The 23596-nt window shown below is 38.3% G+C and carries 26 protein-coding genes; 5 read left to right on the top strand and 21 right to left on the bottom strand.

Annotated features, from left to right (window positions below):
• The first annotated feature begins 64 nt into the window (after positions 1 to 64).
• Positions 65 to 1252 (top strand): MFS transporter, encoded by a 1188-nt coding sequence (locus KH364_RS05835; RefSeq protein WP_273298943.1) that lies wholly within the window; start codon positions 65 to 67, stop codon positions 1250 to 1252.
• Between the two features lie 66 nt (positions 1253 to 1318).
• On the opposite strand, the gene KH364_RS05830 is transcribed toward KH364_RS05835, so the two are convergent.
• From KH364_RS05830 to KH364_RS05810, 5 genes are all read right to left on the bottom strand, one after another.
• Positions 1319 to 1771 (bottom strand): hypothetical protein, encoded by a 453-nt coding sequence (locus KH364_RS05830; protein WP_273298942.1) that lies wholly within the window; start codon positions 1769 to 1771, stop codon positions 1319 to 1321.
• An 883-nt stretch (positions 1772 to 2654) separates the two neighbouring features.
• The gene (locus KH364_RS05825; protein WP_273298941.1) at positions 2655 to 3902 is read right to left on the bottom strand and encodes an L-serine ammonia-lyase, iron-sulfur-dependent, subunit alpha; all 1248 of its coding nucleotides are present in this window, start codon (positions 3900 to 3902) and stop codon (positions 2655 to 2657) included.
• 1 nt (position 3903) lies between these two features.
• The gene (locus KH364_RS05820; RefSeq protein ID WP_273298940.1) at positions 3904 to 4275 is read right to left on the bottom strand and encodes a RidA family protein; all 372 of its coding nucleotides are present in this window, start codon (positions 4273 to 4275) and stop codon (positions 3904 to 3906) included.
• A 114-nt stretch (positions 4276 to 4389) separates the two neighbouring features.
• The gene (locus tag KH364_RS05815; protein WP_273298939.1) at positions 4390 to 5181 is read right to left on the bottom strand and encodes a hypothetical protein; all 792 of its coding nucleotides are present in this window, start codon (positions 5179 to 5181) and stop codon (positions 4390 to 4392) included.
• A 1-nt stretch (position 5182) separates the two neighbouring features.
• Positions 5183 to 6127 (bottom strand): hypothetical protein, encoded by a 945-nt coding sequence (locus KH364_RS05810; RefSeq protein ID WP_273298938.1) that lies wholly within the window; start codon positions 6125 to 6127, stop codon positions 5183 to 5185.
• Between the two features lie 210 nt (positions 6128 to 6337).
• On the opposite strand from KH364_RS05810, the gene menA reads away from it, so the two are divergent.
• Positions 6338 to 7234 (top strand): 1,4-dihydroxy-2-naphthoate octaprenyltransferase, encoded by an 897-nt coding sequence (menA, locus tag KH364_RS05805; RefSeq protein ID WP_009352196.1) that lies wholly within the window; start codon positions 6338 to 6340, stop codon positions 7232 to 7234.
• A gap of 118 nt (positions 7235 to 7352) precedes the next feature.
• Positions 7353 to 8177 carry a MetQ/NlpA family ABC transporter substrate-binding protein gene (locus KH364_RS05800; protein ID WP_273298937.1) on the top strand — a complete coding sequence of 275 codons (825 nt, stop codon included), beginning with the start codon at positions 7353 to 7355 and terminating at the stop codon, positions 8175 to 8177.
• A gap of 57 nt (positions 8178 to 8234) precedes the next feature.
• On the opposite strand, the gene KH364_RS05795 is transcribed toward KH364_RS05800, so the two are convergent.
• From KH364_RS05795 to KH364_RS05780, 4 genes are read right to left on the bottom strand one after another with little or no spacing between them, the layout of a single operon-like run.
• Positions 8235 to 8630 (bottom strand): cytidine deaminase, encoded by a 396-nt coding sequence (locus KH364_RS05795; protein WP_273298936.1) that lies wholly within the window; start codon positions 8628 to 8630, stop codon positions 8235 to 8237.
• 10 nt (positions 8631 to 8640) lie between these two features.
• Positions 8641 to 9942 (bottom strand): pyrimidine-nucleoside phosphorylase, encoded by a 1302-nt coding sequence (locus KH364_RS05790; RefSeq protein ID WP_273298935.1) that lies wholly within the window; start codon positions 9940 to 9942, stop codon positions 8641 to 8643.
• 53 nt (positions 9943 to 9995) lie between these two features.
• Positions 9996 to 10658: a deoxyribose-phosphate aldolase gene (gene deoC, locus KH364_RS05785; RefSeq protein WP_009351912.1), complete on the bottom strand. Its 663-nt coding sequence runs from the start codon at positions 10656 to 10658 to the stop codon at positions 9996 to 9998.
• A 14-nt stretch (positions 10659 to 10672) separates the two neighbouring features.
• On the bottom strand, positions 10673 to 11302 hold the full coding sequence (locus KH364_RS05780; RefSeq protein WP_009351980.1) for a 3'-5' exonuclease: 630 nt from the start codon (positions 11300 to 11302) through the stop codon (positions 10673 to 10675).
• Positions 11303 to 11490: 188 nt separating this feature from the next.
• On the opposite strand from KH364_RS05780, the gene pyrF reads away from it, so the two are divergent.
• The gene (gene pyrF / locus KH364_RS05775) at positions 11491 to 12210 is read left to right on the top strand and encodes an orotidine-5'-phosphate decarboxylase (RefSeq protein ID WP_273298934.1); all 720 of its coding nucleotides are present in this window, start codon (positions 11491 to 11493) and stop codon (positions 12208 to 12210) included.
• Positions 12207 to 12794, top strand: coding sequence for an orotate phosphoribosyltransferase (pyrE, locus tag KH364_RS05770; RefSeq protein WP_273298933.1), 588 nt, complete (start codon positions 12207 to 12209; stop codon positions 12792 to 12794). Before pyrF ends, pyrE begins: the two co-directional genes overlap by 4 nt.
• 200 nt (positions 12795 to 12994) lie before the next feature.
• Here pyrE and KH364_RS05765 read toward each other — a convergent pair whose 3' ends face one another.
• From KH364_RS05765 to KH364_RS05710, 12 genes are all read right to left on the bottom strand, one after another.
• Positions 12995 to 13381 (bottom strand): transcriptional regulator, encoded by a 387-nt coding sequence (locus tag KH364_RS05765; protein ID WP_273298932.1) that lies wholly within the window; start codon positions 13379 to 13381, stop codon positions 12995 to 12997.
• A gap of 9 nt (positions 13382 to 13390) precedes the next feature.
• A complete protein-coding gene (locus KH364_RS05760; protein ID WP_009351930.1) occupies positions 13391 to 13966 on the bottom strand; it encodes a DUF1700 domain-containing protein in 576 nt (191 codons plus the stop codon).
• The gene (locus KH364_RS05755) at positions 13953 to 14282 is read right to left on the bottom strand and encodes a PadR family transcriptional regulator (RefSeq protein WP_009352047.1); all 330 of its coding nucleotides are present in this window, start codon (positions 14280 to 14282) and stop codon (positions 13953 to 13955) included. Before KH364_RS05755 ends, KH364_RS05760 begins: the two co-directional genes overlap by 14 nt.
• Positions 14283 to 14455: 173 nt before the next feature.
• Positions 14456 to 14932: a hypothetical protein gene (locus tag KH364_RS05750; protein ID WP_009352178.1), complete on the bottom strand. Its 477-nt coding sequence runs from the start codon at positions 14930 to 14932 to the stop codon at positions 14456 to 14458.
• Positions 14933 to 14976: 44 nt separating this feature from the next.
• Positions 14977 to 15531: a DUF1700 domain-containing protein gene (locus KH364_RS05745; RefSeq protein ID WP_009351860.1), complete on the bottom strand. Its 555-nt coding sequence runs from the start codon at positions 15529 to 15531 to the stop codon at positions 14977 to 14979.
• Positions 15524 to 15847, bottom strand: a complete 324-nt coding sequence (locus tag KH364_RS05740) for a PadR family transcriptional regulator (protein ID WP_009351870.1) — start codon at positions 15845 to 15847, stop codon at positions 15524 to 15526. The genes KH364_RS05745 and KH364_RS05740 overlap by 8 nt, the downstream gene beginning before the upstream one ends.
• Before the next feature lie 338 nt (positions 15848 to 16185).
• The gene (locus KH364_RS05735) at positions 16186 to 17283 is read right to left on the bottom strand and encodes a trypsin-like peptidase domain-containing protein (protein WP_273298931.1); all 1098 of its coding nucleotides are present in this window, start codon (positions 17281 to 17283) and stop codon (positions 16186 to 16188) included.
• 434 nt (positions 17284 to 17717) lie between these two features.
• Positions 17718 to 18407: a response regulator transcription factor gene (locus tag KH364_RS05730; RefSeq protein ID WP_004693664.1), complete on the bottom strand. Its 690-nt coding sequence runs from the start codon at positions 18405 to 18407 to the stop codon at positions 17718 to 17720.
• Positions 18404 to 19744, bottom strand: coding sequence for a HAMP domain-containing sensor histidine kinase (locus KH364_RS05725; RefSeq protein WP_273298930.1), 1341 nt, complete (start codon positions 19742 to 19744; stop codon positions 18404 to 18406). The genes KH364_RS05730 and KH364_RS05725 overlap by 4 nt, the downstream gene beginning before the upstream one ends.
• Positions 19745 to 20148: 404 nt before the next feature.
• On the bottom strand, positions 20149 to 21501 hold the full coding sequence (locus KH364_RS05720; protein WP_273298929.1) for a pyruvate carboxylase subunit B: 1353 nt from the start codon (positions 21499 to 21501) through the stop codon (positions 20149 to 20151).
• Between the two features lie 543 nt (positions 21502 to 22044).
• Positions 22045 to 22371 carry a hypothetical protein gene (locus KH364_RS05715; RefSeq protein WP_273298928.1) on the bottom strand — a complete coding sequence of 109 codons (327 nt, stop codon included), beginning with the start codon at positions 22369 to 22371 and terminating at the stop codon, positions 22045 to 22047.
• A complete protein-coding gene (locus KH364_RS05710) occupies positions 22358 to 23530 on the bottom strand; it encodes a glycosyltransferase family 9 protein (RefSeq protein WP_273298927.1) in 1173 nt (390 codons plus the stop codon). The genes KH364_RS05715 and KH364_RS05710 overlap by 14 nt, the downstream gene beginning before the upstream one ends.
• Positions 23531 to 23596: the final 66 nt, after the last annotated feature.

Below are 23596 nucleotides of genomic sequence, written 5' to 3'. Positions count from 1 at the left end.
TTATGAGTTATAATATACACAAGATATAATTACTGCTATTAAATAGACTCAAGGGGACACTACTATGAAAAAATATTACCCTTATCTCATCACAGTGAGTCACATGATCAATGACTCCTGTCAAAGTGTGTTGCCTGCCCTCTTGCCACTGTTCATTTACACCTATGGACTGAGCTTAGAACAAGCAGGTTTCCTCATTTTAGCTAACACAGCATTATCTTCATTATTACAGCCTTTATTAGGTTATATTTCAGACAAGATCAATCAGCCCCGGCTTATCGCCTTTGGTGTTCTATTATCGGCTTGTAGTACAGGCGTGATGGGTTTCGTCAGTTCCTATGAAAGTCTCCTTATTTGCGCCACCTTAGCTGGTGTAGGGTCTTCTATCTTCCATCCAGAAGGCGCGAAGATTATGAATCGCCTCGGTGGTGGCAAAAAAGGTAAGGCCATGGGCACCTTTGCTATCGGTGGCAGCTCTGGTTTTGCCATAGGCCCACTATTTGCAGGGACTATCGCCTATACTATAGGGCCGCACGGATTGGCTGCTTTTACCGTAGTCGGTTTGCTTATCGCAACAGTTCTATTTGTACTCATGCCACGCATTGTAGCCCATGCACGTACCATTGACCAAGCAGTGGCTACAGAAAATCCAGCAGTAGCGGCGAAACCGCTTAAGAACTACTGGAAATACTTTGGCATCTTGTTCATTATTATCTTGAGCCAATCGGTAAACTTCCGCGTTATCAACGCCTTTATTCCAATTTTCTGGACGCGCGAGCTCGGTACAAGCCCAGAACAAGGCAGCTTTGCATTAACTGTATTCTTTAGTATCGGTATCTTCATGACCTATATCGGCGGTCTATTGGGGGATAAATATGGTCCTATCAAGATTATCAGACTATCCCTATTAGTTTGGTTACCAGCTATGTTCCTATTAACAGAGGTGCCAACCTTCTCGCCACTCATCATGATGCCTGTAGCATACTTGCTACTACTCATGATTGGTGCTGCTAAAGCGATTAGCTACAGTCCAGTTATCGTACTAGGCCAAACATATCTAGCCAAAAGTATCGGCTTTGCATCGGGTATTACCCTCGGCGTGAGCCAAACCATCGGCGGTGTCATCGCACCTGTAGTAGGTAACCTAGCAGATACCTACTCCTTACCGGTTGCTATGATGACACTCGTGCCATTCCTCGTGATGGGCCTTGGGGCATCATTGATACTTAAAGATCCTAAAAAATTACAATAGACAAGAACTACAAAAAGGGCTGTAAAATAGCCCTTTTTGTTTTATACATATGCGATCCACATTAAATCAATGTAATTTATTATTTTTAATAGTTTTACGTGGCATAACTAATACAACCATATTAATTGAATGTACAATAATACTTTTTATTTCTCCAGGAAGTAATATAGAACCTAAGAGAAGAAAATTAATCCCTAGATACCATTTCGGATTCGTAATACCAATATCAACCAAACGCTTAATACCAATATATTGTGTACCCATATTACAAACTATTAATACAAGTACAAATAATATGGTACCTAACATAGAGTTTATATAAGGTTCATTAAATAAATACCTAACCTGCGGTAACACTACAAGGACAATACTCTCTATAATGAGACTATAGAAGAAAAACCACTTCCTATTTAATGCAGAATAATCCGTTCTCCAGAAGTTCCCACATGTAATAAAATTATAAGAACATAAAAGAACTACTGAACCAAAATATATCACGAAAAACATTAAAACCGTCATTATTTACCTCATACAAGATTATAAAACCGAGTAGCTTACTCACTTTTACCGGGTGTGAAGTAAAGCAAAAGCTGGACTAGCATCATAAGTGACATTAAATCAGGAATATACTTAGATAGTATAAGACCCGATATAAATACAACAGGATAAAATAAAGGGGAGCACCATTTCAAATCAACAATTCTTCGCATTCCACACAGAAAGAATTGAGATACGCATATAGCACCTATTACACATACTATGATAGCGTAGAAAAGATGACTACTGTCATATGTGCTAACCTTCAAACGATAAGTTAAAAAGACACTAAACAATATTCCTATAAAGGTCATAATGTAGGTCTTTAAAAAGTCACCACGGCCCATAGGGATTCTATAGTTCCAACCACTGATATGATAGAATCTACCAATCAACATAAATATAACAGATATAGCAATAATAAAGTCCCACATATGATTAATTAAAAACACTAAATCACCTACTTTATTTCTTTAAGGGTTGTTTACTTCTAATGTATGCAACGGTCATGAAACTTACAAACATTATAGAAAGATTTATAATTCTATAATCATTTCTATATTGAACATCGTGTATTAGGAAAATTTCAACTAAAGATGTAGCAATTAATATTAGTGGTGCTATATAAAATAGGAATTTACTATTTATTTTGATCGGCCCTAACACCGTATTTATAGCTATAATAATAAAAATAATTGTAAATATTCCTAGTCCCATTAACTTTACACCTATAATCAACTCAATAAATATATCTTGTAAGCAACATATATTATGTATAACAACGAATATTCATCATTATAACATCTTGGTGCTACAAGTTAATATACAAAAAGCCCCCTAACGGGGGCTTATATTTTTAGCTAAATTAATGTTTTAGCATTTCATTCAAGATAACTACGTCCGTTTCTTTCATACCTTGAGCCACAGTACCGATACTGCGGATGGTTTCGTCAACGGAGTATGCTACAAGGCCATCGCCTTTTTGGTAGTTCTTATTAAGGCGTGCTTGTTTATATCCCATAAAGGCGCCATCAAGAGAGATCGCAATTTTACCTGCGCAGGATGGTTTTGCACCATCACATACGATACCAGATAAGCTTGCAAGACCATTTACAAGGGTATTCTCGATGATGTCCTTACTATCACCTTTCAAGAAGGCAATGCCTGCTACACTTACAACACCAGCAGATACAACGCCGCAGTATGCGGACAATTTACCAATGCCAGATTTAACGTACAGTGTTAACAGGTTAGCAAAGACTAGCGCTCGATAAAGTTCATCATCACTTTTACCAAGTTCCTCGGCAGTCGTAATAATTGGTACAGATACGGTTAAACCTTGGTTACCAGAGCCAGAGCAGATAACTACAGGCAATGGGCACCCGCTCATACGCGCATCAGAGCCAGCCGCTGCACGAGCTTTACATTTTGTTTCAAGAGATGGATTTTCATCGTCCAACAGTAATAATTGGCCAATGTTAGCACCGTAATCGTTAGATAAACCTTCCTTGGAAATTGCAGTATTATACTCAACTTGTTGTTTAATTTGAGGAAGGATACCAGAAATATCGCCAGTTAAGGCAAATTCATAAATGCTATCAAAAGTCATAGCATATTCAGTGTTCACTGCTTTTTTAATTTCATTAACTGTTTCAGAAATAATCTCACCATCTACAGCAACATAAGTTACATTCGTGTGATCATTTTCAATACGAACTATAGCCGTATGTTCATCTGTTTCGGCGGTAATCTCAATATATAGATTATCTACGCCTTCAGCGAGCGAAACGGTACAGAAATTGGCATCAAGCAACGTGCCAAGCCATTTACGATCTTCGTCTGTAGCAGATTCCAATACCTCTAACTCACGCTCCGGATGACCTACGATAGCCCCCAAAGTGATGGCAGCCGTAAGGCCTTTACGACCGCCAGAATTAGGGATTACTACAGATTTGACGTTCTTAATAATATTCGCGCTGCATCGAGCATGAATATGGTTAGGAAACTCATCTAAGACAGAGACTGCCTTCGCAGCCGCATAAGCCAATGCAATTGGCTCAGTGCAACCGAAGGCAGGACGCATCTCTGACTGTAGCAAAGAAATATAATCCATCTTATACTTCCGCAATAATTTCCACTTCTACTAAAGCACCCAATGGAAGGTCTTTTACTGCTACGCAAGAACGAGCTGGTTTAGAAGTGAAATATTTAGCATACACTTCGTTAAATGCTTTGAAGTCAGCAATATCAGCCAAGAAACAAGTTGTTTTAATAACTTCGGAGAAGTCACAACCTGCTTCAGCCAATACAGCATCAATGTTTTTGCATACTTGTTCAGTTTGCTCTACGATACCGCCTGCAACAATGGAACCAGTTTTAGGATCGAGTGGAATTTGACCAGAAGCGAATAATAAACCGCCTACTACTTTAGCTTGAGAGTAAGGACCTACTGCTGCTGGTGCTTTGTCTGTGAAAAGTGTTTTCATAATAATTCTCCTTTATAAATATAATTAAAAATAAATATAACAGTTTCAAGGGCGAGGCTCACCTTCGGAGCTCGCTATATATGACGCACTCTGTAAAAGTACGTATATAATAAATTATTTAACAGATTTGAATGCGTTGTCAAATATCGGTTTGAAATAATCATGTTGTACGTCAGTTGTTAACCCAACATATAACACCGGTTTACCTGGCTTCAACACGAATGCAGCATTTGCATAGAGTGGAGTTTGTAGAGATCCATCGGAATATAACATGCGAGAACTTGCTGCATAAGTTTGATATTTTGTACCCGCTACAGAATGTACTTGTTCCGCATCTTCTACGGTAATAGTTTTAAGTACCTTAGGCATAATCGTTCCTTTATTAGCATCAAGGCTTGGCACATTAATCGGCCCATTTAAAGGAACTACAGTTGTGGTAGTTGGAATTTTCTTATTAATGGTACCTAGTATGAGTTGTTCTGTAACAGGATCAACTTGACCTTTATCAAGCGCCGCCATAGCAGCTATAAACATAGGATCATTAGCCTCTTTACCCGCAAATTGCTGTGCTACCTCTTTTACATCTACTGCCACAACAAAAGCATCCTTTTGCCCTGTCTTATCCGCACCTTGTAATTGGTACACATCAAAATTAGTACCCAAGTTCTTTATAAATTCTTTAATTTGTGCATTTACAGGATTTGCGCTAGATGGATCTGCTTTTTCTTGATTGGTAATAAAAGAGGTGATAAAGCTAGGCGTATTTGCTTTGGATGCAGAAACAACATTAACATTATTAGGCACTACCATAGAGCCCCCAATAGTTTGTACATCCTTAGCAAAACCTACACCAGATACAGTTCCTAAAAGACAGGCAGCACAAGCCAATACTTTCAAAGATTTCATATTATTTACCTCCCTTAAGAGATTGTGTTTGATACATATGGTTCAATTCATTAGTCCAATAATCATAGCTAGAATCATCAGAGTATAAGAATTGTACAGACAGACCCTTATCAGTAGGAATTGCATAACCAATCAAAGCAAAGCTATTTCTAAAGCCATCAAAGCCTAGTGCACCGCGTACATCACCAGTTACGGCTGTACCATAACGAGTTTGAACAGGTTTATAAGCCACATGCGTTGCATCTACGCTCAATTGTTTTGCCATAAAGCCAGTAAATGTAGAAATTGCTTCCTTATCTCTAGCGGATGTTTTCTTATCAGCAGCTAGTAATTTATCAAATGTATTATTTATATGACTTGGAATACTATCATTAATAGCTTTAACAGCTTTAGCTAATTTTGCCCCCTCTACAGTATCACCAGGTAAACTAGCTAGTTGTTGTTGAGCATTCTCTTTAGAGTAAACACTAACATGTTTAGAGATGGAGTTTTTTAATTTAGCCTTATCCGCTTCAGAGCCCTTTTCTAAAACCATTTTATCCATGCTAATCGTTTGATCAAGACCTGATTTAGCATAATCAATCACGAAAAGATAGCCTGTATGGTGCCCTTGTTCATTTGTACCTTGTAATTGATAATAAGAAAAACCATCTAGAACTTCACCCTTGATAGGATTAACGGGTACAGAAGAATACCATTTTAAGTTAGCATTAAAAGTATTAACTACCTCTTTATTCGCAGCGAAAAGCATTTGGCTTTGCTCATTATTACGTAGCTTTGCATCTGTAGGAACATACATAACTTCTACAGCTTTCACCGCAGGAGAAGTACTGCCATACATACCATAACCTAAATCTACCGTATCAGCACATGCCACTGCACCCATGCCGACTGTTAAACATGTAGCACAAGCCAATGTCATAACTTTTTTATTGAGAGCTCTCATAAGACACCTCACGTTTTTAACAATACAATATTCGTATAGACTAAAATAATAATCTATACTGCATATATTTATTATTATACTATATCGACATTTATAATTTATAGTATAATTTACAACCTTTCCTTTCTGCTATACAATACATAAATAGACATGTGAACATGATACATGCATGAGAAATAGAAAGGAGTGCACACTAGGTGTGCTTTAATTATGATACAAGAACTAATTCCGCTCACAAGACCGCGCACATTAGCAGCCGCATTGGGGCCTACCATTTTAGGTGCTTCATTTAGTTATTATGCATTTGGTGCAGCTCGTGGCACCGGCCTCGCTATTTTCCATACAATACTTATTTTCTTAGCTGTTGTAACGGCTCAAATTGTAGCAAATTTATGGAACGAATATAAAGACTTCAAATCCGGTCTCGATGCGGGGCAAAAGGTCGGTAACGCCGGCTCCATTACTCGTGGTGCCATAACACCAGAGCTCATCGTAACAATGATCAAAGTACTCATGGTGGTGCCAATCATCATTGGCGCTTATTTATCCGCTACTATCACATGGTATTACGTTCCAGCCGGCTTCGTATGTATTCTCATCAGTTTCCTCTACTCCGGCGGTCCAAAACCAATTTCTCGTACGCCCTTCGGGGAAATCTCTTCTGGCATTGCCATGGGCCTTGCCATCGTACTCATTACGGGATATGCATGGACTCGTGAACTGTCTCTAGCACTATTAATTCCTGCTATTCCATCTACATTGCTAGTTGGCTCCATTATGCTTACCAATAATATTCGAGATATCCGCAATGATGAAAGCCACGGTCGTCGTACATTACCTATCGTACTTGGTCGTGAACGAGCTCTCAGCTTGATGAGCATTATGTACATCTTTAATTTTATTTGGATTGTGGCGTGGATCATCGTAGGACATATGACATGGTTTTCTTTATTAGCCTTTCTCGCTATACCACTAGCTTTCAAAACAGTACATACCTTAAGTACTAAAACGGATGAGTTCCAACTAGACAAAGCTATGGGTACCACAGCTGGGGCCGCTATGATTTACCAACTCATGTGGTCCATCGGACTCATCATAGGGAAATAACCCTCCATAGCTTTTAGTTATGGAGAACCTATACTAAATCCTTCTTGATAGATAGGGAATAATTTAGTACTATAGATTTAATATTTTATATGCAATGATTGTAAAAGGAGTGTGTCTAATGAGAAAATTTTTAGCATTAGCGGCTACTGTAATCCTCGGCGGTGCTTTATTGATCGCAGGTTGCGGTAACGACAACAACAACAAACAAGCTGCTAGCGACAGCAAACAAGTTATTAAAATCGGTGCTACTGCAGTACCTCACGCAGAAATCTTGGAACAAGTTAAACCTATCTTAGCAAAAGAGGGTATTGAATTGAAAATCACTGAATTCACTGATTACAATACACCAAACCTTGCTTTAGGCGACAAAGAAATCGATGCTAACTTCTTCCAACATGTACCTTACATGGATGAATTCGCAAAATCTCATAAACTAAACTTAGTATCTGCTGGTGGCGTTCACCTCGAGCCAATGGGCTTATATTCCCGTCAAATCAAAGATTTGAAAGATCTTCCTAAAGGCGCTAAAATCGCTATCCCTAATGACCCTACAAACGGCGGTCGTGCATTGTTATTATTACAAAAACAAGGTCTTATCACTTTGAAAGACTCTAGCAACATCTTGTCTACAGTTCAAGATATCACTTCTAATCCTAACGACTACCAATTCGTAGAATTAGAAGCAGCTCAAGTACCTCGTTCTCTTGACGATGTAGCTTTAGCAGCTATTAATACAAACTATGCATTAAATGCAGATCTTAACCCTAGTAAAGACGCTTTAGCTATCGAATCTAAGGATTCCCCTTACGTAAATATCGTAACTGTACTTAAAGGCAATGAAAGCGATCCTAAGATCAAAAAATTGATGGAAGCACTTCATACCCCTGAAATCAAAAAATTCATCGAAGAAAAATACAAAGGTGCAGTTATTCCTGCTTTCTAATGTATACAACAAAAGAGACCGCATAAGTGGTCTCTTTTTTATTGTCTTAACTTGTAACTACATGCAATGTGCGCCAAATCTAAAAGGTAATAGTTCATCTAATTCAACTAATGTATAATCTCCTTTTAGATTTGCCATAATGATATAAGGTATTTCAAATTCAGATATTACCTGACGACATGCACCACATGGCGAACAAGGCCCTTCTGTATCAGCTACTACCGCAATTGCTTTAAATTTTGTATGACCTTCCGATACAGCCTTAAAAATGGCAGTACGTTCAGCGCAGTTAGTAAGGCCATAGGAGGCATTTTCTATATTGCAACCTTCATAGATAGCACCACCTTCACAGAGAAGGGCTGCACCTACACCGAAATGGGAATAGGGACTATAGGCCTTCTCTCGGGCTACAGTAGCGCGATCGATGAGCTTTTGAATATGTTGTTCTATCATAATCCGCTCCTTATTCCACGATATCTAGTATAGTGTCTACTAAAGTTGGTGCCGTTGTACCAAATGTAATAGCCTCTACATATGTTTTAGCAGCATTAGGAATCAAACTTTCATCAGAAGCATACAAGGTAGCAATACTTTCTCCGCATATTACAGAATCGCCTGTTTTCTTATGCATCACAATGCCTGCACTATAATCGATAGGACCATCTTTTACAGTGCGACCTGCGCCAAGCATAACTGATGCAATGCCGCATTGCTCAGTATTCATATGTGTAATATACCCATCTTGAGGGGCTGTTACATCATAGGTGAATTTTCCAATGGCTAACAAGCTTTCATCATTAATAACGTGAATATTCCCGCCTTGCGCCTCAATCATGAGACGTAAGCGTTCAAGGGCTTCACCTGAGTCGAGTGCATCTTGTACTCGACTAAGAGCCGTTTCATAATCGCATATATGGCTCAGTACGAGCATATGTGCTGCCATAATAAGACATTCATGCGTTAAATCCTGTGGTCCATGACCTTTCAAGGTATCGATAACCTCTCGAATTTCCAAGGCATTGCCGATGGCATGACCAAGAGGTCGATCCATATCGGTCAACACCGCCTTTATGGAGCGGCCATTTTCGTTGCCAATATCCACCATGGCTTTAGCTAATGCACGAGCATCATCTAATGTCTTCATAAATGCACCACTACCTACCTTAACATCAAGGAGGATTGCCTGTGCACCAGAGGCTAACTTTTTACTCATTACGGATGACGCAATGAGTGGAATACTATCGACGGTACCAGTTACATCCCGCAAGGCATATAATTTTTTATCCGCTGGAGCGAGTCCTTCAGATTGACCGATAACGGCAAGGCCAATTCTATTAACTTGATTGATGAAATCATCTTGTTCTAAAGATACTTTTAAGTTGGGAATGGACTCCATCTTGTCGATAGTACCGCCCGTATGCCCTAACCCACGACCAGACATTTTGGCCACCTTACCGCCACAAGCGGCTACAAGGGGACCAATGATGAGCGTCGTCTTATCCCCTACGCCGCCTGTGCTATGTTTATCTACAGTTATGCCATCAATACTAGATAGATCTACCATATGACCAGATTGAGCCATAGCTAAAGTCAAGGTTCCAAGCTCTCGAGCACTCATCCCATTAAACACAATAGTCATCAATAGTGCACTCACTTGATAATCAGGAATATCTCCTTTGACATAGCCATCGATGACAAAACGGATTTCTTCATCTGTTAAGGGTACATTAGCTCTTTTCTTCAGAATAATGTCATACATGCGCATAGTTACACCGCCATTCTAAGAAACCACCTAAGCATTGCCTAGGTGGTTTTCTATTATACTTCTTCGTCTAAATGATCTTTTAATAGTTCTACGGCTGCACTGGCGCCAATACGGCTGCAACCTTCTGCAATATAAGCTTTCATATCTGTAATGGATCGAATGCCGCCAGCGGCCTTAATTTGTACATTAGGACCGATATGTTTCTTGAACAGACGAATGTCTTCAAGGCTAGCGCCACCGCTACCAAAACCAGTAGAAGTTTTAATGTAGTCTGCCCCACCATTAGTGATACATTTACAGAGGGCCACCTTTTCAGAATCGGTAAGATAACAAGTTTCGATAATAACCTTTAAGATTTTATCGCCACAAGCCTCTTTAAGGGCCCCGATTTCATTCGTTACAGCCTCAAAATCGCCTTGCTTTACATCGCCAAGGTTTATTACCATATCGATTTCAGAGGCCCCTTCTTCAATAGCTTGTTTCGTTTCCGCTACCTTCACCTCTGTCGTTTCATATCCTAAAGGGAACCCGATAACGGTACATATGTTAAGTTTCGGATACGCTTCATGAGCGGATGCCACAAAATCTGGTGGAATACAAACGGATGCCGTTTTATATGCTACACCAGCATCACAAACTTCTTTAATATCATCCCATGTAGCGGTTGGCCGCAATAATGTATGATCCACATAAGCCAATAATTCTTTACCTAACATAGTACCTCTCCTAACTAAAAGAACGACATTTGCTCTGGTTCTGGCTCTTTATGCAAAGCCTCTTGAGCAGAGCGATTTTTTTCATCAATAAATGGTTCTAATGGTACACCTGTAACCTTCAGCAAATCTGGCAAACTGTTAACACCTTTTACCTTAGCAGCCTCCAACACAATCTTTGCACATGTCTCCGCATCATCTAGCGCATAGTGATGTTTAAATTCAACACCCATATAGGCTGCCATAGTATTCAACTTATGATTGACTAAATCTGGCCATACTGCACGTGAAAGTTTCACTGTACATGCATAATCGAGTTCTGGCCAAGGGATTTTATAATAATCTAACGTAGCACGCAATACGTTCATATCAAATTTCGCATTGTGAGCCACCATGATATTCCCTTTTAAATGGTTTTCATAAATGGCATTCCACAATTGATCAAAGGTCTTTTCATGGAGAACATCCTTTGGCTGAATGCCATGAATTTCAATACACTCATCATCAAAGCTCATAAACGGAGGTTTGATGAGGCTATAGGCCTTTTTGGTAATTTGTCCATCCTTTACGGTAATAACCGCCAAGGAGCACGCACTATTTTTAAATTTATTTGCTGTTTCAAAGTCTAATGCAACAAAATCTAACATAGGACTCCTTTCAAAATCTATATATAAGAATTATATTCATTTACTCTCCTTATTATAGCATGAAATAGACTATAATCTACCGCTTAAAGGTGACCAATAATCACCTCTTTCATATCAATTTTAATTGACAGATAGGCCCTCAGTATGTGAAAATTATTTAGATATATATGTAGTATGGAGGTTGCAACATGGCAGATGACAGATTAATCGTTGCCCTTGACGTATCCACGATGGATGCTGTGAAAGAAATCGTATTATCCCTCGGTGATTCGGTTAGCTTTTACAAGGTCGGAATGGAGCTATTCTACGCCGAAGGAGCAAAAACAATTCGCTTTTTACAAGAGCAAAACAAACAAATATTTCTTGATTTGAAATTGCACGACATTCCAAACACCGTAGCCCATGGAGTTTCTTCCTTAACACGTCTCGGCGCTAGTTTAATCACTTTGCACGGTCAAGGTGGCCCTGTCATGATGAAAGCCGCTGTAGAGGCAGCTCGTGAAAGCGGTGAAACACTAGGCGTTGAGCGACCAAAATTATTGGCTATCACTGCTCTAACTAGTTTCGACGATGAATCTTGGACTGCTATCGGTGGCCAACTACCTATTTCCGATCAAGTAATTCGCCTTGCTAAGCTCGCTAAAGATTGCGGGATGGATGGTGTTGTATGCTCCGCCTTAGAAGCTAAAATGATTCGCGAAGCATGTGGCGATGATTTCCTCATCGTAACACCTGGTATTCGTCCTTCCTTTGCAACAACAGACGACCAAAAACGTATTGCTACACCTGCTAGCGCATTACAAGATGGCGCATCTCGCCTCGTTATCGGCCGCCCTATTACACAAGCTGAAAATCCTCGTGAAGCAGTTCGTTTAATTATTGAAGAAATGGAGAAGGTATCCAAATGATGACAGAACAAGAAGTAAAACAATTACTGATCGACACTCAAGCTATTTTAGAAGGTCACTTCCTTTTGACATCTGGTCTCCACAGCCCAATGTACGTTGAAAAATTCAACGTATTGCAACATCCCAAATATACAGAAGCACTTTGTAAAGAATTAGCTGAACGCTTCCGTGATCAAAACGTTGAGCTTGTTATTGGCCCTATGACTGGTGGCATCTTACTAGCTCACGAAGTTGGTAAAGCACTTGGCACACGTGCCATCTTTACAGAACGCGAAAAAGGCGTTATGACATTGCGTCGCGGTTTCAAAATTGAACCTGGTACACGCGTACTCATCGTTGAAGACATCGTAACAACTGGTGGTTCCGTACAAGAAGTAGTTAACGTAGTTAACCAATCTGGCGGCGAAATCGTAGGTGTAGGCCTACTTGTTAACCGTTCCGGTGGCAAAGCAGAATTTGGTGTACCTCAAGAAAAAGTACAAGCCTTGCTTAACCTTGAAGTTCCTACGTATAAACAGGACGAATGCCCTCTTTGTAAAGATGGCGTAGCTATGACAGAACGCGGTTCTAAACATATCAAATAAAATATACACAAAAAGAGCTCCTTCACTGAGGAGCTCTTTTTGTTTGTGTGTAGTTATTGTGTGTAAGAGAGAGATTCTGATACGAATGTATCACATAGAGTGTATGGCTCTACGGTGGCCATGAATGCACTTTCATGACCACGTCTCTATTTAGTGTTTAGAAAAAGATTCCCATAAAACTATTATTAGTTTTATACCTCTTATTGAGCTTGCGCCCCACCATTAGGTGTTTGTTGTGGAGCATTACCACTAGGCTGTTGAGGTGGTTGACCTTGTGGAGGCATTTGACCTTGTGGTACTACCTGTCCATTTTGACCTTGTGGCATCATTTGGTTTTGACAATTTTGGTACATATGTTGACCATTATTTGGCCCCATACCACCTTGACGCATCATTTGATTATTTCCATCCATCATATGTTGGTCCATATGCATATTAGAACCATTATGTCTATGTGGTTTTCTAAACTGTTGTTCATTGGTTTTCATCCATTCACCAAAATTAGGCATATCATTAACTGCAAAAGATGTACCAGCCCCAACCACACAGATTACTGTTAAAATGGCAGCAATTATAATTCGTCTCATAGGTCCTCCTTAATCTATATTTTGAAAGTAACGTTCACGGACACCGCGAAGTTCTATGCCAACAAAGATACATACAAGTCCACCGAAAAGACCTACCCCACCAAGTAAAACTAAAGTAACAGTAGATAAAACTGGGAACGCTGTAACATTTTCAAATGGTTGCCAAGAGCTACCTAATAAATAAAGGATAGCCGGTGTAATAATAAATGTTAAAACACCTACAATATATGACAACGCACTACCAATAGATAGTAATGTTTTGGATGCTTTTTTTGCCATGCCTGGTAACTGAGGTAACAAGCGCTCTTTGTAATCTTCAAATCTAGCGTAGATAGCTTCCATATTAACAGATTTACTTTTACTACCATCTTGAGTCAAAGTCTCTGTAATGATACCTGCATCTACATAAGATGCATAGATTTCCTCTGGGGTCCCTAATGATTTAATAATTTCACTATCTGAAAGACCTCTTTCATATCCTACTGCAAAGTGCTCTTCATACACCTCAATAATACTCTCTACATCAGCTACGCGTGCTTTTTTGAAAATATTACGCAGTGCTTCTAAAAAACTATTTTTGTTCATTATAGTCGACTCCTTTCAATAGGATATTGATAACACCAGAAAATTCATCCCATTCTTGGCGCATCTTATTGTACGCTGCACGCCCATCATCTGTAATATGATAGTATTTTCGAGATGGTCCCGATGAGGACTCTTTTAAATACGTTTCAACATACTTTTCTTTTTTCAATCTATTAAATAATGGATATATAGTTCCTTCTGAAATTTCAATATACTCTGAAATAGTGCTAACAATTTCATATCCATAGCGATCGCTTTGTGTTAATAATGCTAGTACAAGCATGTCCATAACACCTTTTTTTAGTTGAACTTGCATAGTTCCTCCTTTTGACACTATCAGGCTTGTTCTAGTGAACCCCCAATTCTTGTCAATCAAAATCTTTTACGGTCACTATCATGTACTGACATATACATAATACCACAAGGTACCTCGAATTGCAAGGTACCTTACTAAAAAAATAATTAGTTTTCTATTACAATAAGAGTAATTTATTGCCCTGTTTGAACAGCACTTGATTGTATATTAGTTGCTTGAATTGCTCCATTAGTAGGTTGTGCACCTTGTTGAGCTGGTTGTTCTGATACTGCTGCAAAACCTGTTGTAGCCATTTGACCTTGTGACTGAGTTGTTGTATTAGGCATAGGCATATGATTCATTTCATGATCATAGTCTCTATGGTCTTTATAATCCTTTTTATCTTTTTTATCTTTTTTATCTTTTTTATTCTTATAATCTTTATGATCCTTATCATCCTTATGATCATTTACCTTCTTATAATCTTTATCGTTATCATAGTATTTATCCTTTTGTTGGTCTATGCCATCGTATTTTGGCGTTTTCTTAAATTGTTGTGCATTATCTTGTTTCCATGCAGTATAGCTTGGTAGATCATTCATAACAAAAGAAGTTGCGCCACCTACTGTGCAAATAGCTGCTAAAATTGCTGTAATTATAATTCGTTTCATAGTATCTCCTTAGTTCATTCCATCCAATATTGCAATGTATTAAATTAACGCTTACATACATTATTAAGCTCACTACCAGCATAGATACATGTCAAGCCACCAAATAAGCCTAATCCTGCAATTCCTGCTAGAGTAACAATCGACACAGCAGGGAGTGGTGTAACATTTGCCAATGGTTGCCATGAACCACTTAACAAAAATAAAATTGCTGGTGTCACGATAAATAGTAGTACCCCGACAATATAGGTGAGAGCACTAGCTACTGTTAATAATGTATGAGATGCCTTTTTAGCCACCCCTGGTAACTGTGGTAACAAAAGAGCTTTATACTCTTCAAGTCGTGCATATATTGCTTGCATATTAACTGTTCTTTTAGTACCTTCTCGGCCGATTTCATCAGTGATGATACCTGCCTCTACATAGGATGTATAAATTTCTTTTGGAGTACCTAGTGATTTGATGATTTGTTCATCATTAAGACCTTTCTCATACCCTACGGCAAAATGTTCTTCATATACATCAATGATACTTTTTACATCTAAAACATTTGCTTTTTTAAAAATAATACGTAATGTGTTCAAAAATTCTTGTTTATTCATTATAATCTACCCCTTTCAAGAGCATATCAACAACGCTAGAAAATCCATCCCATTCTTGTCGCATCTGATTATAAGCGACTGTACCATTTGAGGTTATTTTGTAATATTTTCGCGATGGCCCTGTTTGTGATTCTAGCAAATATGTTTCCACATATTTTTCTTTTTTTAATCGGTTAAACAGTGGATAAATAGTACCTTCCGAAAGTTCTATATATTCGGAGATTTTACTGACTATTTCATATCCATAGCGATCATTTTGTGTTAGTAACGCTAGTACAAGCATATCCATAACACCTTTCTTCAATTGAACTTGCATAATTCCTCCATCTAAGCTGTGCAGATCTACCAATATGAAAGCTCTCTTACGGTCACTATCTTGTACTGACAAATACATAATAACATAAGGTACCTTGGAATACAAGGTACCTTGTAAAAAAATATTTATTTTTTTATTTTTTCAACATAAGAAATTGCCAAAAAAGCAGATAAATACAATGTTTATTAAATAAAAAAAATTTTTGAAATTTATATGGTAATGCCCCCAAATGGAGAAAATCATGAAAAAATCATAAAAAAACCTCATCCAAAAATGAACTGCACCTCCAAAAATTATGTCCAACTTTTGGGGTGCAGTTCAAGATGAGGATTTTCTATTTATTTTGAAGCTGCTTGGCCTAATTTAATCTTTGTACTCTTCATTTTTCCGTTATGAGTATAGGATACTAAAATTGTATCGCCAGGGCTCTTAGCGTCGATTTGTTCTTTTAACTCAAGTAATGTAGTGATGTCCTTACCATCAATTTGAGCAATGGTATCACCTTCTACTAAGCCAGCTTGTGCTGCAGGGCCGTTTGAATCAAGTTGAACAATAAGAAGTCCTTCCCCTTCATAACTTACATTATTGCGTGCTGCTGTTTGACGATCTACGGCCCACACACCGATATACGGGCGAATGACCTTACCATTTTTAATAATAGAATCAACGATAGTCATAGCAGAGTTAATTGGAATGGCAAAGCCCATACCTTCAATACCCTCTTTGGAAATTTTAGAGCTATTAATACCAATCAATTCACCATCCGCATTGATGAGGGCACCACCGGAATTGCCAGGATTAATGGCTGCATCGGTTTGAATCAACGGGAACCGTTGCCCTTGTTCATCAATAGTACGTGCTAAAGCACTGATAACACCAGATGTAACAGAGCCTTTAAATTCAAGGCCTAAAGGGTTACCAATAGCGATGGCAGGCTCACCTACCTGTACAGAATCGGAGTCACCGATTTTGATTGGCTTAATATCTTTAGGAGGTTTAATCTTAACAACGGCTAAGTCCGTTTGTGAATCAGTACCAATAACGGTGCCTGTTACAGTAGAGCCATCAGATAGCGATACGGTAACTTCGCCATTTTTAGCGCCCGCTACAACGTGATTATTCGTTACAATATGTCCTTCATTATCTATGAGCACACCAGATCCAACACCTTCGCCCGCATAGATGGTACGGTTAAAGATATCCTTTTGGAACACTTGTGTAGTAATACCAACTACCGCTGGACCAGATTCTTTAACAGCCTGCACTACATAGGTATTACGTGTTTCAGTAATTGGTTTAGATTGTTTTGTTTGTTCCCTTACTGTTGTTTGCTGTGTATGACTAGGACTACCAAAGAAATAGTATCCACCGCTCACACCAATACCCAAGGCAAGAGCACAAGCAATAACAGTTTTCTTATATTTTGAAAATTCCATGTAAATCTCCTTCTTAAAATTAATTTTATAAAATCAATTTTGATGAAACTATTATAGTACTCATTCTTTTACAATGCAAGAAAACAATTTATTACAATTATTATAAAAACATAAAGGGCATTCACTAGCCGTCGCTAGGAATGCCCTTTATGCATATAGTTTGAGAGTGTAAGGACTGTTGAGAGAGAGAGTATATGTGATCTAGATAAGTTTGAGAGAGAACTTATTAAGAGAGAGAAGTTTAGTTATGCCTTATCTAGAATCATAGTCAGCCTTACCTAAATAAGTATACATGGAATATCTAAACTATCAAAGGAAGTATATAAACAATTTTTAAATCTTTGATTATATCTATATAATAATTTCTCTACAAACTCATATTCAATCAACAGCCACGAATAACGTGAGTATAATGTGAATACTCATTTAGGTTATTAAACAAATTTATAACCTACACCCCAAACTGTAATAATATGCTTACTATCGGATGGATTATCCTCAATTTCTTCACGCAAACGATTGATATGTACCGCTACCGTAGCATAATCACCATAGGAGTCAAGACCCCATACGCGAGAGTACAATTCCTCTTTGCTAAATACAATATCGCGGTTACGCATCAAGAATTCTAATAATTGGAATTCTTTCTTTTTAAGATGAACTTCTTTTTCGTTCACCCATACTTTCATCATCTTAGGATCAAGGCGAATCTCACCAGATTGAATCGCATTAGTTTCCATTGCATCGCGCTCTGTTAAGCGTTTATATTGCGCCAACATAGCTTTGATTTTTGCAATCAATACAGATGGAGAGAATGGTTTTTCGATATAGTCATCTGCACCTACGCCTAAACCACGGATTTTATCGATATCGTCAAGACGAGCCGTTACCATAACGATTGGCACGCGAACTTTGTCACGAATTTGACGGCAAACTTCAAAGCCGTCCATTTCTGGCAACATAACATCAAGGATGATTAGGTCTACCGGAGTATTCAAAGCTGCTTCGATACCATCTGTACCATTAGTCATAATAGTTACATCATAGCCTGCCACCATTAAATAATCACGTTCAATATTGGCAATATCCAAATCGTCTTCAATAATTAAGATATGTTCACTCATGATTCTTCTCCTTGTTTAGGAAATTCTAATATAATACGTAGACCATGTGGTCTTACATTTTCAATCACAACTCGGCCTTCAAAGATTTCCATAATTCGACGAATAATCGATAATCCTAGACCACTACCTTCTTGCGGGTTCGTACGAGACGAATCGACACGGTAGAACGGGCGCATCAGACGCTCAAGAGATTCTGGTGGTACCCCTGGACCATCATCACTGATGACACAGTATACAAAATCATCATCACTAGTTACATCGATAATACAATGCCCTAGATCAGCCATTTTATATTTAGCACTATTGTTCAACACATTTTGTAATACACGTTGTAACAACTGCGGGTTTGCATTGATAAACGCAGTTTCCGTAGCTATCCGAGCCTTAATTTCAAGACCTCTCGATTGATACGGAGCAATATGATCCTCTACAAAGTCACGCACATACTGACCTAATTCAATGCGTTCAGATGGACGAGATTCTTTTTTGTAGTTCAATGTAGTAATGAGGAATAGCTCCTCTAACATCGAGTCTAAATCATTGGCACGCTTCAGAATGATACCCATGTATCGTTTTTGTTGCTCTTCCGTTGGTGCAATACCATCCCGAACACCTTCTGCATAAGCTTTAATTGCAGTTAGTGGCGTTCGTATATCATGGGATATACCAGCAAGCAATTCTTTTTGCTGCTCTTGTTCCATTTCGATCTGACGATTTGCCAACTCTAATGATTTCGTCATGTTCTTAACGTGAATCATGATAAACCGTGTAACAAATCGGTTGATTGCAAAGAATGTAACAATAAAGAGCAATATAGCCACTACAATAATATAGAAGGATACAGATTCCATCAAGCTATCACTACCATGGGTAGCACGCTTAATAGCAATATGATATACGTAGGCATGACGCCCATCGTATTTTCGCATTTCATACACGAAAGTATTATTGGACTGGTATACAATGCCCTGTAATTCAGGATTTACATCGATAAGGCCAACGATAGCAGATGCACTATAGATTTGTGGATTACCATAGCTATACACCATGTTCCCTTGATCTAGTACCTCTACATATACCTCCTTTGGATCGAGTAGACTATAGCTAGGTTTAACCAAGCTATCTATTAAATTGTTTTCTAACCCATAAAAGGTAATTGTTTCAGTAATTCGACTGACACTTTTAAACTGTTGTTCCTGCTCAATACGCAAATAGTAACCGGCATTAGCCAAGATGCGCAAACCTGTAAAATATAGCAAAAATAAGATTATTGCTATTAAAATAGGTACAACAAAGAGCACAACATTGGATATCCAAATCCGTATTTGTAAATTCACAGGGTTACCTCAATATCATAAATAGTAGATACTTCTTATAGTTTACGCTATTTTTAACAGTTAAAGCAAGTAAAACAGCCAAAAATACAATATAATTTTCACATTTCTTTCATCGTCAGTTTATAATTAACAGATTATACAAGGGTTCTTCGCCCCTTTTAGTATCTAATATTTTTTACATAGTATATATTTCCACACGTATCCGGGCACCTTGCATCATTTCAAATCTTAGTATTTACTTATATTAAGAACTTGAGAATTAAGTACAATTAATAGAATCTCATCTATACTTTTTTATAAAAAATCTAAATTATAAAATATAAAACAACTATTGAAATTCTTCACTTTATAATTTTGAGCGCAAAAAAAAGAGGATTCCTAAGAATCCTCTTTTAGAGTTTGGATTAACGACGGTTAGCTTCGAAGAAGTTAATAGCAACTTCTGGGAACATAGCGTAAGTCAATACGTCTTCGTCAGTGATACCATTGTAGCCTTTTGTAGCTAAATCTTGACGGTAACCTTCCAATTCAGGTTCGATAAGATCTGCTGGACGGCAAGTGATAGGTTGTTCATCACCGATGATAGTTTGACGAATTTCGTCAGAAATTTTACCAGGCAACGCACCATATTTACCGCGTACAAGGTCTTTAACTTCGTTAGGAACCATTTTGTAACGGTCGCCCATCATAACGTTCATCATAGCCATTGTACCAACGATTTGGGATGTTGGAGTTACCAATGGAGGGTAACCCAAGTCTTCACGAACGCGTGGCATTTCATCCATAACGTCGAAGAAGCGATCGCCCATACCCATTTCGTTCAATTGGTTTTGAGTATTGGACAACATACCGCCAGGAATTTGGTAACGACGAACAGCTGGGATTACATCGCTAGCTGGTTTCAAGTTGAATTCTTCAGCGATTTGTTGTTTTACTTTACGGAAGTGGTCAACTAATGGAATGTATTTATCAAGGTCAAGACCAAGATCATATTCAGTACCTTTGAACATTTCGATCATAGTTTCAGTAGCTGGTTGGCTAGTTGCATGAGCGAATGGGGAGATAGCAGTATCGATGATATCTACGCCGGCTTTAGCAGCTTCCCAGTATGTAGTGCTTGCAAGACCGCAAGTGAAATGGCTGTGCAAATCGATTGGCAATTCGCCGAAACGGTTTTTGAATGTGGAAACCAAATCATATGCATCAGCAGGTCCTAACAAACCGGACATATCTTTGATACAAAGGGAATCAGTACCCATTTCTACTAAAGTTTCAGCTACTTTCAAGAAGCTTTCAGTTGTGTGAACTGGAGAAATTGTGTATACCATAGCGGATTGAACGTGTGCACCAGCTTTTTTGGAGTACTTAATAGCAGCTTCCATGTTGCGAGGGTCATTCAATGCGTCGAAGATACGAATACGGTCGATGCCGTTTTTAACAGCTGCATTACAGAATGCTTCTACTACATCATCAGAATAGTGTTTGTAGCCCAATAAGTTTTGACCACGAAGTAACATTTGTAATGGAGTGTTTTTCAAATTGGATTTCAATTTACGAAGACGTTCCCATGGATCTTCATTCAAGAAACGAAGACAGCTATCATAAGTAGCGCCGCCCCAACATTCAAGAGCTTCGTAACCGATTTCGTCTAAAAGACCAAGTACTGGTTCCATTTGCTCATAACGCATGCGTGTTGCCAAAATAGATTGATGACCGTCACGAAGAACGGTTTCGCAAATTCTTAATTTTTTAGCCATGTTAATCCTCCAAATCGAAATAGTCTGCATATGTAAATTTATACATACATCAAACAACTATCTCATACCTATTTTTTTACGATTTTTTTGATGTCTGCTCACACAAGCCAAACACTCTATAAATCGTTAAGACATACTTATATTAGACTACTTATAAAATTCTTTGTCAACAACTATATTATGCTATTTACTCATAAATTCATGTGTCTGAAGATGATTTTTTCGTGATAGAAATCACACAAAACACAAAAGAGCTAGCTTTTAACGTGTATGTTTAATCAAACCAATTTCTTTGTAATTGCTCTTTTTAATGAGAAACCAAAAATTATATCGTAATAATTTTTGGTTATTATTAAAAAGGCATCAAACTATATCGGTATTTATAAATGTAGTAATTCGATAAACATCGGTACACTTATAAGCTCATCAATTTTATCGATAATATAGCCCCCTACAACAATTACATAAATATGCAAAAGAACCTGTCCATTTATGGACAGGTTCACGTTTATTCTTAACTTTTTCTAAATGCCATTATACAGCTTATTTTTCAGGTTTAACCTTTTTAGGAGCCGTTTCAAGAACGATATTCTTACCTTCTCGCTTCACTTGAATAGAGAAAGCACCTTCACCTTCTTTGAAGTACTCCATCTTGATGTCTAGAAGCATTTTACCGATCATAGTCTCCACTTTTTCCGTTAAGAACTCACGATAGAAAGCATCTTCCTTTTGCTTTGGACTTTGATGAACTACAGGTTTTTTAGCTGCCCGTTCCATATCAAGCATAGTATCTTCAAAATTGTCTGTATCTTTAAAGTTTTTCAACATATCCGCATCGGATAAGCCTTTTTGAATTTTAAACTTTGCCATTTCTATCTCCTATCAATTCGAAAATTGCCTTTTTAACACGGACTGGTTCAATACCAGACATACAATATTGATCAGGCTTAGGACACCGTCGTTTACGACAACCTAAACAATCTAATTCATCATTTACAAGCACCTTAAAGGTCCCCGTTAGTGGTCCCCATAATTTAGGATCTGTAGGCCCAAAGAGAGCTACTACAGGCTTATTAAGCGCTAATGCAATATGTAAGGAGCCCGTGTCAGCCGTAACTACTACGTCACAGCTTTCAATTAAGGCACCAACCTCTTGAAGTGTAGTCTTGCCTAGCATATTCAGCATAATCTGATCAATGCCCTCAGCGGTCAAAGAATCCATCAAAGGTTTGTATTGTGTAGACTCTTTAGGCCCACCTAAGCAAACAAAATTAGCTCTATATTGTAGCGATTTAATAAGGGAATACCATTTTTCTTGAGGCCATTCTTTCGTCGCCCAAGACGTACCCAAGACCAATCCCACACGTAGAGGTTTTTCTACCTCACCACGATTTAAAGAAGTATGATTGTCAATCGTTTTCCACTGTTCTTCTGCCCAGGTATGTAACTTTGATGGTACATGGAAATCCATATGATATATCTTCTTAGCACTAACGTTATTTAATGTTTCAGGTTCCAGAAGATTGTCAGCAGTTTTAAGAGGTGTATCTAAATCAGCCTGTTTAGCAACAGCCTCTTTTAAAAGTTGTGCCACCTCAACATAACGCTTGATAACATGATCTGTACTTGGCTTTGATTTATAGTTTGTAAATAGCCAATTCAGCTCTTTTGTACCACCAAGTCCTAAGCGAATAGGCGCACCAGAAGCCAATAGAACAAGACCAGTTATCAGTCGCCCTTGTACATCAACGGCTACGTCAAATTTGTAGGGCTCTAATTTAGCCTTCAGCTCCCACCACATGCGCCACATTGTCGGGATATGCAGTTTTTTAGAATGTGCCTCGTATTCATCCCGTTCCCAGGGGATAATCTCATCTACATAGGGATTACCATCTAACAGTTCTACCATGCTAGGCGTTACAATCCAATGTAACTTGGCATCTGGATACTGTTCTTTGATCCAGCGCGCCGCAGGGGTAGCATGCAGGATATCCCCAATGTAACTAAGGCGTACAAATAATATATTCATAGATATCCTTATGGTACATATAACATAGGAATAAAGCCTTTATAATGAAGCATTATAAAGGCTTTT

The organism is Veillonella sp. oral taxon 158 (genome assembly GCF_018376515.1).
GTDB lineage: Bacteria > Bacillota > Negativicutes > Veillonellales > Veillonellaceae > Veillonella > Veillonella rogosae.
This window is presented reverse-complemented; position numbering and strand designations above follow the sequence as displayed.

Coding starts and splice junctions, on each gene's coding strand:
- KH364_RS05835 (WP_273298943.1), top strand. CDS start 65: ATGAAAAAATATTACCCTTATCTCATCACAGTGAGTCACATGATCAAT.
- KH364_RS05830 (WP_273298942.1), bottom strand. CDS start 1,771: ATGACGGTTTTAATGTTTTTCGTGATATATTTTGGTTCAGTAGTTCTT.
- KH364_RS05825 (WP_273298941.1), bottom strand. CDS start 3,902: ATGGATTATATTTCTTTGCTACAGTCAGAGATGCGTCCTGCCTTCGGT.
- KH364_RS05820 (WP_273298940.1), bottom strand. CDS start 4,275: ATGAAAACACTTTTCACAGACAAAGCACCAGCAGCAGTAGGTCCTTAC.
- KH364_RS05815 (WP_273298939.1), bottom strand. CDS start 5,181: ATGAAATCTTTGAAAGTATTGGCTTGTGCTGCCTGTCTTTTAGGAACT.
- KH364_RS05810 (WP_273298938.1), bottom strand. CDS start 6,127: ATGAGAGCTCTCAATAAAAAAGTTATGACATTGGCTTGTGCTACATGT.
- menA (WP_009352196.1), top strand. CDS start 6,338: ATGATACAAGAACTAATTCCGCTCACAAGACCGCGCACATTAGCAGCC.
- KH364_RS05800 (WP_273298937.1), top strand. CDS start 7,353: ATGAGAAAATTTTTAGCATTAGCGGCTACTGTAATCCTCGGCGGTGCT.
- KH364_RS05795 (WP_273298936.1), bottom strand. CDS start 8,630: ATGATAGAACAACATATTCAAAAGCTCATCGATCGCGCTACTGTAGCC.
- KH364_RS05790 (WP_273298935.1), bottom strand. CDS start 9,942: ATGCGCATGTATGACATTATTCTGAAGAAAAGAGCTAATGTACCCTTA.
- deoC (WP_009351912.1), bottom strand. CDS start 10,658: ATGTTAGGTAAAGAATTATTGGCTTATGTGGATCATACATTATTGCGG.
- KH364_RS05780 (WP_009351980.1), bottom strand. CDS start 11,302: ATGTTAGATTTTGTTGCATTAGACTTTGAAACAGCAAATAAATTTAAA.
- pyrF (WP_273298934.1), top strand. CDS start 11,491: ATGGCAGATGACAGATTAATCGTTGCCCTTGACGTATCCACGATGGAT.
- pyrE (WP_273298933.1), top strand. CDS start 12,207: ATGATGACAGAACAAGAAGTAAAACAATTACTGATCGACACTCAAGCT.
- KH364_RS05765 (WP_273298932.1), bottom strand. CDS start 13,381: ATGAGACGAATTATAATTGCTGCCATTTTAACAGTAATCTGTGTGGTT.
- KH364_RS05760 (WP_009351930.1), bottom strand. CDS start 13,966: ATGAACAAAAATAGTTTTTTAGAAGCACTGCGTAATATTTTCAAAAAA.
- KH364_RS05755 (WP_009352047.1), bottom strand. CDS start 14,282: ATGCAAGTTCAACTAAAAAAAGGTGTTATGGACATGCTTGTACTAGCA.
- KH364_RS05750 (WP_009352178.1), bottom strand. CDS start 14,932: ATGAAACGAATTATAATTACAGCAATTTTAGCAGCTATTTGCACAGTA.
- KH364_RS05745 (WP_009351860.1), bottom strand. CDS start 15,531: ATGAATAAACAAGAATTTTTGAACACATTACGTATTATTTTTAAAAAA.
- KH364_RS05740 (WP_009351870.1), bottom strand. CDS start 15,847: ATGCAAGTTCAATTGAAGAAAGGTGTTATGGATATGCTTGTACTAGCG.
- KH364_RS05735 (WP_273298931.1), bottom strand. CDS start 17,283: ATGGAATTTTCAAAATATAAGAAAACTGTTATTGCTTGTGCTCTTGCC.
- KH364_RS05730 (WP_004693664.1), bottom strand. CDS start 18,407: ATGAGTGAACATATCTTAATTATTGAAGACGATTTGGATATTGCCAAT.
- KH364_RS05720 (WP_273298929.1), bottom strand. CDS start 21,501: ATGGCTAAAAAATTAAGAATTTGCGAAACCGTTCTTCGTGACGGTCAT.
- KH364_RS05715 (WP_273298928.1), bottom strand. CDS start 22,371: ATGGCAAAGTTTAAAATTCAAAAAGGCTTATCCGATGCGGATATGTTG.
- KH364_RS05710 (WP_273298927.1), bottom strand. CDS start 23,530: ATGAATATATTATTTGTACGCCTTAGTTACATTGGGGATATCCTGCAT.